We start from the raw sequence: 14,459 nt of genomic DNA, 5'->3' as shown, positions 1-14,459 counted from the left end.
GGTCTTCAGAAAATAGGGGAGTAGTGATCAACAAATGGCAGGTAAACAATCAACACAGTTTTCAACCCGGATGGTCGCAGCTTTGGGGCTATTGATTGCGGTCGATGTGGCACTTTCAATGTTTGTACATATCCCAGTACCAATGACTCATGGGTACGTCAATCTTTGTGATGCTGGTATTTTTATTGCCGCTTTATTATTTGGCCGACGTGGTGGGGCTATCGTCGGCGGTGCCAGTGGCTTTTTGCTGGACATGATTTTGGGATATTCACAGTACATGGTCTTTTCGTTAATTGTCCATGGTTTGGAAGGCTTTTTGGTTGGTCAGTTTGGGGCCAATAAGTCTAAACGCCAACAACTCGTTGCCTTAGCAATTGGCAGTCTTGTGATGGTGGCAGGCTATTTTGCCTCTGATTCCATATTATATACGGTTCCGACTGGCTTAATCGGTGTGCCGATGAATGCCGTTCAAGCTGTACTGGGTGCGGTAATTGCTTTTCCAATCGTTGTGCAATTAAAAGATCGTGTTAAGGCGCGCTTCAGTTAAGGAATTATTTCGATTTTGATTATCGCGAGAGTGGGACAAAAGGCGGTTTGCTACCGAGCATAGCCTAGAAAGTCGAATGATTGGCATTTTCAATCGTTCGACTTTCGTAGCTCGGTTGCATCAAAGCCTTTTGTCCCACGTTTCGGCTATAAATATTAGGAATACCAACAAGAGTCTGGGGTTTTTGAAGTGCCCTACAATTGTTAGACAGATGAGTCTAACGATTGTGGGGTTTTTATTATGACTAAATATAGCAGTAAATTTAAAGCTAAGGTGGTTCATGAATATTTGGATGGGGGGATTGGATTAAATGAATTACAACAAAAGTATCAGATTGCCCGGCATAGTACTGTTTCTTCATGGGTAAAACGTGCTCAAGTTCATGGTATGAGTTCACTAAAAGTAAGTCATCATCGTAACAAGTATTCACAGGATTATAAGATAAGCGTGGTAGACTATATTCAAACTCACGAGATCAGTCGTAACCAAGCCGCAATTCACTTTGGAATTTCCAGTAGCCAGGCTAATAGTTGGATGAAAATTTACCAGGAACAAGGTGTGGCTGGATTGCGTCCTAAACCTCGTGGAAGAAGGTCAACCATGAGTAAACATAAGAATCAAAACCGCTCCCCAAAACGATTAACCGCAACTAAAGAGGAAAAATACAAACAACAAATCACTGAATTAAAGCGGCAACTGCACAACGCTGAATTGGATCGTGACATTTTAAAAACACTAGCGACCATAACCAGGAAACAACCAAAGTAAAAGCTAATATTGTCTCTAAGTTACGGTCGCGATATCCGTTGAAGGAACTACTACGCAAGCTTAAATTGCCTAGAGCGACTTATTATGACCGTTTAAAGCGTAACCACAAACCTGATAAATACGCTAAGGTCAAACATTTTATTCGACAGGAATATGTTAATTCTGGAGCCAGCTATGGTTATCGACGTATGCATAAAGAGGCCATCGATGCTGGATTCACGTATTCCGAAGAAACAATTCGAAAAATCATGACCGATATGGATCTTAAAGTGACCTTATTCTCCAAACATACTGGCAAATATAGCTCCTATAAGGGGACCGTTGGTAAGATTGCGCCGAACTTGCTCAAACAAAAGTTCAACGCCACCAAGCCTTTAACTGTCTTGCACACTGATGTAACCCAAGTGGCACTATATAATGGTAAATGGAGCTATATCTCAGTCATTATTGACGAAGCCAGTAAGGAAGTGCTCTCAGCAGTGACAAGTTATTCACCTAATAAGAAGCTAATCAAAGCGACCTTAAGGACAGCCCAAAAGCATATTCCAAATGATCTTCACCCAATCCTCCATTCCGACCAAGGATGGCAATATCAAATTCCTGGTTATCAATCAAAGCTCAAAGAAATGGGCATTATTCAAAGCATGTCCCGAAAAGGGAATTGTCATGATAACGCACCCGTAGAGAGTTTCTTTAGTCTACTTAAGCGGGAGTGTTTGAACCAATACAAGATCAAGAATATTACCGAATTACGCGGTATCCTAAACGCTTATATTGAATGGTTTAATCATGATCGAATTTCAATGAAGACAAAAGGCTTAAGCCCTATAAGTTACAGGACTCAAGCCTTAGCAGCATAAATTAAATTACCATTTGTCTAACTTTTCTATTGCACTTCATTTTTGTCCCAGACTCGTTTTTAGTTAAATTCAATATAATAGAAACAACTTGTCGATTATTACCGTAAAAATAGTCCTTGAACGTTGAAATGGGGCGTTTTCTAGCTTGTCAAAACCGTGCAAAAAGTGGCTTCTACAGTGTCAATTTCTCATAATTGTGAAAAAAGATGTCAAAAACCGTTGACACTTTCATTTCAAATTGGTATATTAGTACACGTTGCTGCTACGGCAGGTCAGCCCAGTGCTGATGAAACCAAAAATATTATTGAAATTAGTTGTTGACAACTTCTTCAGTAATTGATATGATAGTTTCTGTTGTCGCAACGGCAACGATAGTTGAAAAAGCCAATTAAATTCTTTGAAAAAAGTGTTTGACAGTAAGCGCTTCAGATGCTATGATGATTAAGTTGCGTTGAGGTAATCAACCAACAAATTAGACCTTTGAAAACTGAACAAAGTTTCGACAAATCAAATGTGTAGGGTCTAGCAATCCTTGTGATTGTTAGCAAAACATTTGCGAAGTCAATTCGTGAAAACAATTAATAAATTTGAACCAACTTTTTAAATGAGCTTTTTTAGAACTCATCATTAATTTGAGAGTTTGATCCTGGCTCAGGACGAACGCTGGCGGCGTGCCTAATACATGCAAGTCGAACGAACTCTGGTAATGATTGGTACTTGTATCATGATTTACATTTGAGTGAGTGGCGAACTGGTGAGTAACACGTGGGAAACCTGCCCAGAAGTGGGGGATAACACCTGGAAACAGATGCTAATACCGCATAACAACTCGGACCGCATGGTCTGAGTTTGAAAGATGGCTTCGGCTATCACTTTTGGATGGTCCCGCGGCGTATTAGCTAGATGGTGGGGTAACGGCTCACCATGGCAATGATACGTAGCCGACCTGAGAGGGTAATCGGCCACATTGGGACTGAGACACGGCCCAAACTCCTACGGGAGGCAGCAGTAGGGAATCTTCCACAATGGACGAAAGTCTGATGGAGCAACGCCGCGTGAGTGAAGAAGGGTTTCGGCTCGTAAAACTCTGTTGTTAAAGAAGAACATATCTGAGAGTAACTGTTCAGGTATTGACGGTATTTAACCAGAAAGCCACGGCTAACTACGTGCCAGCAGCCGCGGTAATACGTAGGTGGCAAGCGTTGTCCGGATTTATTGGGCGTAAAGCGAGCGCAGGCGGTTTTTTAAGTCTGATGTGAAAGCCTTCGGCTTAACCGAAGAAGTGCATCGGAAACTGGGAAACTTGAGTGCAGAAGAGGACAGTGGAACTCCATGTGTAGCGGTGAAATGCGTAGATATATGGAAGAACACCAGTGGCGAAGGCGGCTGTCTGGTCTGTAACTGACGCTGAGGCTCGAAAGTATGGGTAGCAAACAGGATTAGATACCCTGGTAGTCCATACCGTAAACGATGAATGCTAAGTGTTGGAGGGTTTCCGCCCTTCAGTGCTGCAGCTAACGCATTAAGCATTCCGCCTGGGGAGTACGGCCGCAAGGCTGAAACTCAAAGGAATTGACGGGGGCCCGCACAAGCGGTGGAGCATGTGGTTTAATTCGAAGCTACGCGAAGAACCTTACCAGGTCTTGACATACTATGCAAATCTAAGAGATTAGACGTTCCCTTCGGGGACATGGATACAGGTGGTGCATGGTTGTCGTCAGCTCGTGTCGTGAGATGTTGGGTTAAGTCCCGCAACGAGCGCAACCCTTATTATCAGTTGCCAGCATTAAGTTGGGCACTCTGGTGAGACTGCCGGTGACAAACCGGAGGAAGGTGGGGATGACGTCAAATCATCATGCCCCTTATGACCTGGGCTACACACGTGCTACAATGGATGGTACAACGAGTTGCGAACTCGCGAGAGTAAGCTAATCTCTTAAAGCCATTCTCAGTTCGGATTGTAGGCTGCAACTCGCCTACATGAAGTCGGAATCGCTAGTAATCGCGGATCAGCATGCCGCGGTGAATACGTTCCCGGGCCTTGTACACACCGCCCGTCACACCATGAGAGTTTGTAACACCCAAAGTCGGTGGGGTAACCTTCGGGAGCCAACCGCCTAAGGTGGGACAGATGATTAGGGTGAAGTCGTAACAAGGTAGCCGTAGGAGAACCTGCGGCTGGATCACCTCCTTTCTAAGGAATATTACGGAAACCTTACACATGATTGTTGAAACTTTGTTTAGTTTTGAGAGGTCTAACTCTCAAACTTGTTCTTTGAAAACTAGATAATATCAAATATATTTTTTCATAATGAAACCGAGAACACCGCGTTTTTTGAGTTTTTTAAAAGAAGTTTAATCGCTAAACTCAATTAATCGTATTTTCCTTTGGAAAATAAGGTTAAGTTAACAAGGGCGCATGGTGAATGCCTTGGCACTAGGAGCCGATGAAGGACGGGACTAACACCGATATGCTTCGGGGAGCTGTACGTAAGCTATGATCCGGAGATTTCCGAATGGGGCAACCCAGCAGTTTTAATCAACTGTTACCGCTAGATGAATTCATAATCTAGTCGGAGGTAAACGCTGTGAACTGAAACATCTCATTAGCAGCAGGAAAATAAAGAAATTTCGATTCCCTAAGTAGCGGCGAGCGAACGGGGAACAGCCCAAACCAGAGAGCTTGCTCTTTGGGGTTGTAGGACTGAACATTTGAGTTACCAAAAAGTTTGATAGTCGAAGGATTTGGGAAAATCCGCCATAGATGGTGATAGCCCAGTAGATTAAATCAAGCTTTCTCAGTTCAGTATCCTGAGTACGGCGGAACACGTGAAATTCCGTCGGAATCTGGGAGGACCATCTCCCAAGGCTAAATACTACCTAGTGACCGATAGTGAACCAGTACCGTGAGGGAAAGGTGAAAAGCACCCCGGAAGGGGAGTGAAATAGTTCCTGAAACCATGTGCCTACAATAAGTCAGAGCGCGTTAATGCGTGATGGCGTGCCTTTTGTAGAATGAACCGGCGAGTTACGATCCCGTGCAAGGTTAAGACTGAAAAGTCGGAGCCGTAGCGAAAGCGAGTCTGAAATGGGCGTTTTTAGTACGAGGTTGTAGACCCGAAACCAGGTGACCTATCCATGTCCAGGTTGAAGGTGCGGTAAAACGCACTGGAGGACCGAACCCGTGTAAGTTGAAAATTGCTGGGATGAGGTGTGGATAGCGGTGAAATTCCAAACGAACTTGGAGATAGCTGGTTCTCTCCGAAATAGCTTTAGGGCTAGCCTCGGATTAAGGATCATGGAGGTAGAGCACTATTTGGACTAGGGGCCCGTCTTGGGTTACTGAATTCAGATAAACTCCGAATGCCATTGATTCATATCCGGGAGTCAGACGATGAGTGATAAGATCCACCGTCGAAAGGGGAACAGCCCAGATCACCAGTTAAGGTCCCTAAATGTATACTAAGTGGAAAAGGATGTGGAGTTGCATAGACAACTAGGATGTTGGCTCAGAAGCAGCCACCATTTAAAGAGTGCGTAATAGCTCACTAGTCGAGTGATCCTGCGCCGAAAATGTACCGGGGCTAAGTATACTACCGAAACTGTGGATGTGACCATTAGGTCACGTGATAGGAGAGCGTTCTAAGGGCGGTGAAGCAAGACTGTAAGGACTTGTGGAGCGCTTAGAAGTGAGAATGCCGGTATGAGTAGCGAAAGATGGGTGAGAATCCCATCCACCGAATGACTAAGGTTTCCTGGGGAAGGCTCGTCCTCCCAGGGTTAGTCGGGACCTAAGTCGAGGCCGAGAGGCGTAGACGATGGATAACAGGTTGATATTCCTGTACTAGTTAAATGCGTTTGAACGATGGAGGGACGCAGTAGGCTAAGATGTGCATTCTGTTGGATTAGAATGTCCAAACAATAAGTCTTGTGAAGAGTCAAATGCTTTTCACTTTAAGGACAAGTTGCGATGGGGAGCGAAATTTAGTAGCGAAGCGTCTGATGTCACACTGCCGAGAAAAGCTTCTAGTGAGTATTTAACTACCCGTACCGCAAACCAACACAGGTAGTCGAGGAGAGAATCCTAAGGTGAGCGAGTGAACTCTCGTTAAGGAACTCGGCAAAATGACCCCGTAACTTCGGGAGAAGGGGTGCTGATCGCAAGATCAGCCGCAGTGAATAGGCCCAGGCGACTGTTTATCAAAAACACAGGTCTCTGCAAAATCGTAAGATGACGTATAGGGGCTGACGCCTGCCCGGTGCTGGAAGGTTAAAAGGATGGGTTAGCTTCGGCGAAGCTCAGAATTGAAGCCCCAGTAAACGGCGGCCGTAACTATAACGGTCCTAAGGTAGCGAAATTCCTTGTCGGGTAAGTTCCGACCCGCACGAAAGGCGTAACGATCTGGGCACTGTCTCAACGAGAGACTCGGTGAAATTATATTGTCCGTGAAGATGCGGACTACCCGCGACAGGACGGAAAGACCCCATGGAGCTTTACTGTAGCTTGATATTGAGTGTTTGTACAGCTTGTACAGGATAGGTAGGAGCCATAGAAACCGGAACGCTAGTTTCGGTGGAGGCGTTGGTGGGATACTACCCTCGCTGTATGACCACTCTAACCCGCGCCACTAATCGTGGCGGGAGACAGTGTCAGGTGGGCAGTTTGACTGGGGCGGTCGCCTCCTAAAAAGTAACGGAGGCGCCCAAAGGTTCCCTCAGAATGGTTGGAAATCATTCGCAGAGTGTAAAGGCACAAGGGAGCTTGACTGCGAGACAGACAGGTCGAGCAGGGACGAAAGTCGGGCTTAGTGATCCGGTGGTACCGTATGGAAGGGCCATCGCTCAACGGATAAAAGCTACCCTGGGGATAACAGGCTTATCTCCCCCAAGAGTCCACATCGACGGGGAGGTTTGGCACCTCGATGTCGGCTCATCGCATCCTGGGGCTGTAGTCGGTCCCAAGGGTTGGGCTGTTCGCCCATTAAAGCGGTACGCGAGCTGGGTTCAGAACGTCGTGAGACAGTTCGGTCCCTATCCGTCGCGGGCGTAGGAAATTTGAGAGGAGCTGTCCTTAGTACGAGAGGACCGGGATGGACATACCTCTGGTGTACCAGTTGTGCCGCCAGGCGCATCGCTGGGTAGCTACGTATGGATCTGATAAACGCTGAAAGCATCTAAGTGTGAAACAGACCTCGAGATGAGATTTCCCATTCCTATATGGAAGTAAGACCCCTGAAAGATGATCAGGTAGATAGGTTAGAAGTGGCAGCACGGTGACGTGTGAAGCGGACTAATACTAATCGGTCGAGGACTTAACCAAGCAATTGGTGTTCAGGTTCATAGGAGAAATTATTTGATATTAGCTAGTTTTGAGGGCACAAGTTCTCAATAGTGTGGCGACGATGGCAAGAAGGATACACCTGTTCCCATGTCGAACACAGAAGTTAAGCTTCTTAGCGCCGAGAGTAGTTGGGGGATCGCTCCCTGCGAGGGTAGGACGTTGCCATGCAAACGAAGGAATCGATTATATCGATTCCTTTTTTCGTACTTACAATTATCGTGCCAATTGTGATTTTGGCGCGAAGTATTGATTACGGTGATCTATCTTCACTGACGTGCACCGATTGTTATGCGAGCTAGTCCTTGTCCTATAGTCAAAAGAGGTCGGACATAGCAATGAGAGAGAACAAATAAAGCTTAAATTAGAAACGGTAGTAAGGCTTGCATGGAAGAGCTACGATAGTGCATCGTAGCTTCCCATATTATTTAAAAGTCCGTTTCCGTTGACCGACACGTTTGCTATGGGGCAGTCCTGCAGCCAAAGACCAGTCTGCAGGGCGCTTTTGAGCCGAAGTACACGTCTTAAAAGTTAGCCCAGACACTAACTAAAACCGCCCAGCTAAGTGTCTCGACACGGCAAATGGGCTGGTCAACTCCTACGTTAGATACTGCTTGTGAGACCGCCTTTTTGGCTCACAAATGTGGCCACCACGTTCCAGCATCAAGCCAGGCCAACTGGAGCGGCAAATTAAGCGGCTACTGAAAAATATGATGGTACTGGTTTGAATGTTACTGAGTCAGTACAGCTTGCTTATAAGTCACAGTCCTAAATGTGAGTGTGTACCATTAATTGGTTAGTCTAACTCAAGACGATTGAAATTGATTAGGGATTTGTTATACTATTTAAGGAGCAATTGCCGTTTTAGCTCAGCAGGTAGAGCACTTCCATGGTAAGGAAGAGGTCGGCAGTTCAAATCTGCTAAACGGCTTTTAATGGGTGATTACAAAAAAGAAGCTTCCTTGTTAACGATAATCAGTTAACAGGGAAGCTTCTTTTTTCTCTAGCTATTTTGGGCTGAAACTTGAATAACTTGTTTGGTGAAGTCATTGAAGAAATCGAGCATTCCTTCAACACGTTGACTACCTAACTTATTGACCCAACTATCGAAGACATCTTGGATAGCTGCGATTAACTGACGATCAATATCTTGACCTTTTTCAGTTAACAACAAACTTTTCTGACGTCGATCGGCGGGATTAGCAACCTGGTAAACATAATCATATTTGAGCAAGATGCTAATTTGACGTGAAATAGCACTGCGTGAAACATGATGACTGGCTGCGATGTCCATTAACAGTAGGGGCTTACTGCTAGTACCGATCTCGTGCATGATCAGGAAGGCATCGAAAGTTAAATGGAATTGGCTAATCGGTTCTGAGATGTAGTCATCCATGTAACGTAAAACAGTTGAATAATACTTGAGAAAATCATTTAACATTTTGGGCGTGTCGTTCATTCTGATCCTCCTAAGAACTAATATTCGATTGGTACATAACTAATTGTATCAAATTAATTATAACATTAGTCAATTTGTATCTACATACATTGTAATCATAAAACTAAATTGCCATAATTGGTAGCGTTTTAAGAAAAATTAGAAAAACGACCAACACCCAATAATAGATGCTAGTCGTTTAATATCGCGTTTAAGCGGTCGTACGATGACGCCGGGCGATTAATGGTAAGATCATCCCTAAGGCTACAAAGACGATCGGTGTAATGATATTTAAGGCAAGTTGGAACCACCAGCCACTAGGATTGGCTGCCATATCAGTCTTTGGCACCATCCCTAAGATACAAGCGAAAGCTGTAAATAAGAAACACCAAGCACCAACGAATTTACCAACTGCTGGGTTCTTTAAGAACATGTAGTCACTCTTGAAGTTCTTTAAATGTTGATTTAACAAGATGTAGGCTAAGAAGACCCAGAGATAACGCATTGGCATTACAACGGAATTCAAATTCAATAACCAGTTGTACAATTCATTCATGTTCCCAATACCAAGTGCTGGAATGATGATTAAAATGCTGACCAAGATACCGGTCATGATATAACCGTTTACTGGCACATCTTTTTTATTCATCTTACTCAACCCTTTAGGCACAAATTCGGGATCGGCATCACCTAACAAAATTTTAAGTGGCGCGTCAATTGAGAAGGCCAGTGCTGAAACTTGCGCTAAGGTGTTCGCAATCGCGTATAGAATCAAGAAGAGATTACCAACGTGATAGAAGGCCCCTAGACGTTCGAAAGCATAGTAGGCACCGTTAGCCATTAGATCCTTTGGAATGCTGTTAGAATTGAACAGAATCCCCATGGCGAACGATCCTAGCAAGGCACAGACCGCGACCATTGCGGCTAGAATTAACATGCCAAGTGGAAATTCGCGGCCAGGATTCTTTGTTTTGTTAACGTACGGTGAAATCTTTTCAGAGCCACCAACCGCGAACACTAACATTGAAACCGTAGTGAAGTAAGCAAAATCAAACTTAGGTAAATAAGATTTGATTGAAAGCATATCGGGGGTTTGAACGGTTGCTTTGGTCATCAATGGCGCTGAAACTGCCAAGATGATGAACAGGATTGACATGATGAACATCCCGGTCCCAGCGACACTCCCGATGCGTTTCAAGGTCGTCAAACCCAAAGAAGCAATCCAGAGGAAGAATAAGAATAGCACTAAACAAATTGCCTGAACGACTAATGCTGGGGTATCATTGACGAAGTTACCGTTACCTTTAAACAGCCAACTGAGGGCAATTAAGATCCCTTGTGGCTTTTGAGCGAGATAGGGAACATGGACGATCCAGTAAGTCCACGCGGCGTAATAGGCCAGGCGTTTAGTACTGGTGGCACGTATCCAGGACGAAACCCCACCTTCGGCTTCCTTAAAGGTTGATCCGAGTTGTCCCACGATTAACGTGTACGGGATAAAGTAGATGATCATGATCAAGATCCAAGACGTGACCACTGACAAGCCTTGTAACGCAAAGTTGTTAACCACGTTACCCAAGCCCCAGACGGCCACAAACGCAATTAGTGCGATGTTGGACCAGCGTAGCTGTTTTTCAGTTTTCATAAGTTAGCTCCTTTTTTTAGTATGAATACGCCTAATTATAAATCGGAAATGGAAGCGTTGACAAATACATTTTGCGAATGTGAGAAAACGGTAACAAATCCATTTAATAAATGAGCTTTAGATGTTAGAATGGCGAAAATTTGCTATTATAGTAGTGGAAGCAGTTCTAAAGTGGTTTTATATAAAATGATAAAGCAGGGATAGTTTTGAAGAGTGTAGCAATTGGTACGGTAAACTTGGCAGCGGGGATGCCTAAAATTGGGGTCGTCTTGACCGGGACAAAACGGTCGACCTTATTAGGACAAGCGGGTCAGGTCTTGTCTTCAGCAGCGCAGATTGTTGAATGGCGATTGACTGGCGCCGACGATTTAGAGAATCGAGCAGAATTGATCAATACTGCGACACAGCTTCGGCAAGTACTTGGGACGATTCCCATGATTGCGACCATTCAGGTGGATCAAGCCATTGAGGCCGCGACATACTATGGGACCTATTTAACGTTGGTCAACAACCGCTTGTGTGATGCGATCGAACTGGATTTAAACCGATTGGCGCACCGGGAATTCATGACGCTGACGATACAAATGCGATCACAAAAGATCAAATTGATTTTAAATCAAACTTATCAGACGACGCCGAATGTGTCACAAGTTGTCACTGATTATCAGGCGATGGCAGCTGCCGGGGCGGACATTGCGCGAGTACGGATGCAACCGGAAACGGCCACGGCACTACTGACTTTAATGACTGCCACGGCTACTGCCGGAACCAAGTTAAGCTTGCCATTGATCGTGACTGCTACTGGTGCTCTAGGACGTTACGGGGCTGCGTGCGGTCAATTATTTGGGTCAACGATTGTCTTCGGTCGAGTTGGACGAGTGGGTGGCATGGGACAATTGCCGGTCAGCCAATTAAAACAAACGTTGCAAACTTTAGCCACTGTTGAAGGAGCGTAGGTTATGAAATGGCAATCAATTTGGCGTCACACGAGTTATATTGTGCAAACCCTGATCATTTATTTTCTACTGATTCAAGGTCCCTATGACCTTTGGATTGCCAAAGTTGGGTATCGCTTACTGGCTTACGTGGTCGATATTGTGGGGATCACGATCCTATTTTTCTTAGTCGAATTGGCCTACAATTATTTTCGGCAACGGTTATTGGCTCGGCGTCATAAATAAGACGAGTTTTGTGAATGATTGAAAAGTGCGCGTCAAAAAGCCAGCAAATGGGAAATTCACTTCCCAACTTGCTGGCTTTTAGGTTGAACACTATTGTGCCTGAGCAGCAACTAATTTTTCAACAAAAGCATCAAGATGTGTGATGTCATCACCTTCTGGCGCTAGATTAACGAAAACGTCATCGGCACCTTTAGTGGCACCAGTTTTTTTGAAGGCGTTGCTAAAGTCAGTCACGGCGCGACAATAATCATCTTCATAGAACGTGTCACCGGAACCGGCGCAACCATAGATCTTGCCAGCTAGGTCCAATTCCTGGAGATCGTCATAGAAATCAAGACCTTCTTCAGGCAATGCGCCCTCATCATATGTATAGGGGACGACGACACAAATATCAACCGTTTCAAATTCGGTTGCGTCTGCCTGTGAAATTTCTTCTTGTGTCACATCGACTCCTAAGGCCTCAAACTTTTCGGTGACAATATCAGCGACGTCTTCGTTATTACCTGTGATTGTTGCAAAAATTACTTTGGCAGTTGCCATGTGAACCCCTCGCTTTCAAAAAATTGATACTCCGATTATAACAGAATTTTAATCTAAAATTAAGCACGACAACATTTTATCGCAAAAGCGCGCCGAGAGCGGTTTCTCAAGTGTCGATTACATGCTATAATTTAACTATTCACGGTCGCTTGACTGCGATTAATCAGAAATCCAACTAATTAGGTCTTAGACCTTAATGAGAAAACGAAAATTGAAGTTAGCTAGAGGTAATCGAATTGGCAAATAAAGATAAAAAAATGCATTTTGGAAAACGGTTGTGGCATGCAATTACAGAACCTATTCCGGATGATGATGAACAAAAAGATGAAGAAATTCCATTGGCGTATGATTTAAAGACCTCAACCGCGACTAGTGAGGCTTCTGCTGCAAGTTCAGCCGTCTCAGCGCCTCAGTCGCAAGCCCAATCGGCAATCAGACAGTCACAAGCGGCACCGGCCAAAGCTAAAGCGACCTCTGCAACGACGCAGGCTTCGGCAACAGCGTCAAAGTCACAAGCGGGTTCAGTAACTTCTGAAGCTAAGTCGGCGACACCACAGTCACAAAAGGCGTCAACGACACGTTCGCAAGCACGTGCCACTCGTGAAGTGACCCCTAAAGCGCCAAAATCCGCAGCTAAAGCAGCGGCTTCGACAACGGTCATCGAACCGGATGTCGTCGCAGAATCTGCTAAGCATCGTCGTGGTCAAGTCGCCAAAGCGCCAGCCCCACGATCAGCGGTTGATCCAGCGGCGGCGGATAGCACCATTTCGGTGGCTAATTCTCAGGCGAGTGTTGCCACGAACCGGCAGTCGCAGGCCGCTAAGCCCGTGACAAGTGGCGAAAAGCAGCCGGTTATTTCAGTTGCGGCCGTTGAGCGATCCAACAGTAAGGACGAGACGCCACCCTTACCATTATCTCGTGAAGAGTTGTATGGCGATCAACAGCCTAATGGTGGCAGTGAAGCGCCACGGCAGACCTCGATTGAAGCCGCGGATGAACCATTGTCCCGTTTAGCACGGCATGGTGAAGCTAAAACTGAAAGTCCAGTTGATGAAACGCCGACGACCAATCCACATTTGAAGAAAAAAGCCAAAGGATCACGGCCACATCAAAAACCTAAACGGCGTAATGGTAAGTTAGTCGCTACAGGCGTTGGCTTGCTGGTTATTGCCGCATTAGGGGCTTTCTTCATGTACACGCACGCTAAGACCACGGAAACAGCGGCCAAAACGAACGCTGAAGCAGTTGTGAAGACCATTTATACGTCAGCGGCCCAACGTGATTTACGGGCATCGGCTTCTAATGCAAAATTAAATCAATTGCAGACTTATATTGATGAAATGAAGCAGTCCGAGACGAAGACGAGTTTACAAGCACAACATGATTCCGCTGCTAAGATGTTGAAGATTCGTCAACGCGTTCAAGGACTTTATACTTCTGACAAGCTGATCAAGGAAGCCGTTACCATGGATAACGTGACGTTTGCTCAGACGGCAATTACAAATTCTGGTTTAAAGACCAAGAAGCCTTACTTTGCTAAGCGGTATACGAAACAATTAACGGCGGCCGCTAAAATTGTTAAACCAGTCCGTCAATATGATGCGACCTATCGGAAGTTATATACCAATAAAAATCGACTGAAAAATACGGTTTCTACGAGTGATTTGGACGTTGTCATTAAACATTTGAAGCCATATCGGACCAAATCGGAATTGGCCGCTAAGGATTATAAGCGTTTGACGGCTGATCGTAAGACCCTCGCGAAGAAAGAACAATCTGCCGCAACTAGTGCCGCCAACGCGGTTAGCTCCAGTGCGACGAGTTATAGTGATTCCGAAGAATCTAGTAGCTCATCGACGAGTTCATCCAGTTATTCGGCCTATTCTAGTGCGACGAGTAGCACGGATTATGGGACTGACACGGATACGAGTTCTGCGAATAGCTCCAGTTCAACTTATGGTGGTGGAACGACAACTAGTGATAGTAGTAGTTCAACTTATGGTGGCAATACGACCACAACCGGTGATAATACGACGACTGGCAATGACACCACGACGGGCACTGGAACGGGCACCTCTCAAGGCACGACGTATTAAAAAAATTTGATGATTTGATAAAAGCGAACCAGTGATTTGTGAGTCG

9 protein-coding genes, 1 tRNA gene and 3 rRNA genes are annotated in these 14,459 nt (G+C 45.1%); 10 read left to right on the top strand and 3 right to left on the bottom strand.

Features of this window, described 5'->3' with window-relative positions:
• Nucleotides 1-34 precede the first annotated feature (34 nt).
• The 7 genes from RA086_RS10910 (at nt 35) to RA086_RS10880 (ending at nt 8,444) form a co-directional block, all read left to right on the top strand.
• Nucleotides 35-547, top strand: a complete 513-nt coding sequence (locus RA086_RS10910) for an ECF transporter S component (RefSeq protein ID WP_308703814.1) — start codon at nt 35-37, stop codon at nt 545-547.
• Nucleotides 548-787: 240 nt separating this feature from the next.
• On the top strand, nt 788-1,315 hold the full coding sequence (locus tag RA086_RS10905; RefSeq protein ID WP_308702430.1) for a helix-turn-helix domain-containing protein: 528 nt from the start codon (nt 788-790) through the stop codon (nt 1,313-1,315).
• Nucleotides 1,316-1,353: 38 nt separating this feature from the next.
• The gene (locus tag RA086_RS10900) at nt 1,354-2,175 is read left to right on the top strand and encodes an IS3 family transposase (RefSeq protein ID WP_308702431.1); all 822 of its coding nucleotides are present in this window, start codon (nt 1,354-1,356) and stop codon (nt 2,173-2,175) included.
• Nucleotides 2,176-2,803: 628 nt separating this feature from the next.
• Nucleotides 2,804-4,369: ribosomal RNA gene (locus RA086_RS10895) — 16S ribosomal RNA — on the top strand.
• Between the two features lie 205 nt (nt 4,370-4,574).
• A 23S ribosomal RNA gene (locus RA086_RS10890) occupies nt 4,575-7,495 on the top strand.
• A 72-nt stretch (nt 7,496-7,567) separates the two neighbouring features.
• Nucleotides 7,568-7,684, top strand: a 5S ribosomal RNA gene (gene rrf / locus RA086_RS10885).
• The 16S, 23S and 5S rRNA genes sit together here, the layout of an rRNA operon.
• Before the next feature lie 687 nt (nt 7,685-8,371).
• Nucleotides 8,372-8,444: transfer RNA gene (locus RA086_RS10880), tRNA-Thr, on the top strand.
• Between the two features lie 72 nt (nt 8,445-8,516).
• On the opposite strand, the gene RA086_RS10875 is transcribed toward RA086_RS10880, so the two are convergent.
• Both RA086_RS10875 and RA086_RS10870 read right to left on the bottom strand, forming a co-directional pair.
• Nucleotides 8,517-8,972 (bottom strand): MarR family winged helix-turn-helix transcriptional regulator, encoded by a 456-nt coding sequence (locus tag RA086_RS10875; RefSeq protein WP_308703813.1) that lies wholly within the window; start codon nt 8,970-8,972, stop codon nt 8,517-8,519.
• 190 nt (nt 8,973-9,162) lie between these two features.
• A complete protein-coding gene (locus RA086_RS10870; RefSeq protein ID WP_308703812.1) occupies nt 9,163-10,596 on the bottom strand; it encodes an amino acid permease in 1,434 nt (477 codons plus the stop codon).
• A 206-nt stretch (nt 10,597-10,802) separates the two neighbouring features.
• On the opposite strand from RA086_RS10870, the gene RA086_RS10865 reads away from it, so the two are divergent.
• Together RA086_RS10865 and RA086_RS10860 are read left to right on the top strand one after the other, a co-directional pair.
• Nucleotides 10,803-11,552 carry a type I 3-dehydroquinate dehydratase gene (locus RA086_RS10865; protein WP_308703811.1) on the top strand — a complete coding sequence of 250 codons (750 nt, stop codon included), beginning with the start codon at nt 10,803-10,805 and terminating at the stop codon, nt 11,550-11,552.
• Nucleotides 11,553-11,555: 3 nt separating this feature from the next.
• Nucleotides 11,556-11,777 (top strand): hypothetical protein, encoded by a 222-nt coding sequence (locus tag RA086_RS10860; protein WP_308703810.1) that lies wholly within the window; start codon nt 11,556-11,558, stop codon nt 11,775-11,777.
• Nucleotides 11,778-11,867: 90 nt separating this feature from the next.
• Here the strand turns inward: RA086_RS10860 and RA086_RS10855 are convergent, their stop codons facing one another.
• Nucleotides 11,868-12,317: a flavodoxin gene (locus RA086_RS10855; protein ID WP_308703809.1), complete on the bottom strand. Its 450-nt coding sequence runs from the start codon at nt 12,315-12,317 to the stop codon at nt 11,868-11,870.
• A 236-nt stretch (nt 12,318-12,553) separates the two neighbouring features.
• On the opposite strand from RA086_RS10855, the gene RA086_RS10850 reads away from it, so the two are divergent.
• Nucleotides 12,554-14,413, top strand: coding sequence for a hypothetical protein (locus RA086_RS10850; protein WP_308703808.1), 1,860 nt, complete (start codon nt 12,554-12,556; stop codon nt 14,411-14,413).
• The last annotated feature ends 46 nt before the right edge of the window (nt 14,414-14,459 follow it).

This window comes from Lactiplantibacillus brownii (assembly GCF_031085375.1).
Classification (GTDB): Bacteria; Bacillota; Bacilli; order Lactobacillales; family Lactobacillaceae; genus Lactiplantibacillus; species Lactiplantibacillus brownii.
Note: the sequence above shows the minus strand (reverse complement) of the source record. Positions and strands in the feature narration are given on the sequence as shown.

What these genes read in the sequence shown, in the direction of transcription:
- RA086_RS10875 (WP_308703813.1), bottom strand. Translation starts at nt 8,972, where the DNA reads ATGAACGACACGCCCAAAATGTTAAATGATTTTCTCAAGTATTATTCA.
- RA086_RS10870 (WP_308703812.1), bottom strand. Translation starts at nt 10,596, where the DNA reads ATGAAAACTGAAAAACAGCTACGCTGGTCCAACATCGCACTAATTGCG.
- RA086_RS10905 (WP_308702430.1), top strand. Translation starts at nt 788, where the DNA reads ATGACTAAATATAGCAGTAAATTTAAAGCTAAGGTGGTTCATGAATAT.
- RA086_RS10910 (WP_308703814.1), top strand. Translation starts at nt 35, where the DNA reads ATGGCAGGTAAACAATCAACACAGTTTTCAACCCGGATGGTCGCAGCT.
- RA086_RS10855 (WP_308703809.1), bottom strand. Translation starts at nt 12,317, where the DNA reads ATGGCAACTGCCAAAGTAATTTTTGCAACAATCACAGGTAATAACGAA.
- RA086_RS10860 (WP_308703810.1), top strand. Translation starts at nt 11,556, where the DNA reads ATGAAATGGCAATCAATTTGGCGTCACACGAGTTATATTGTGCAAACC.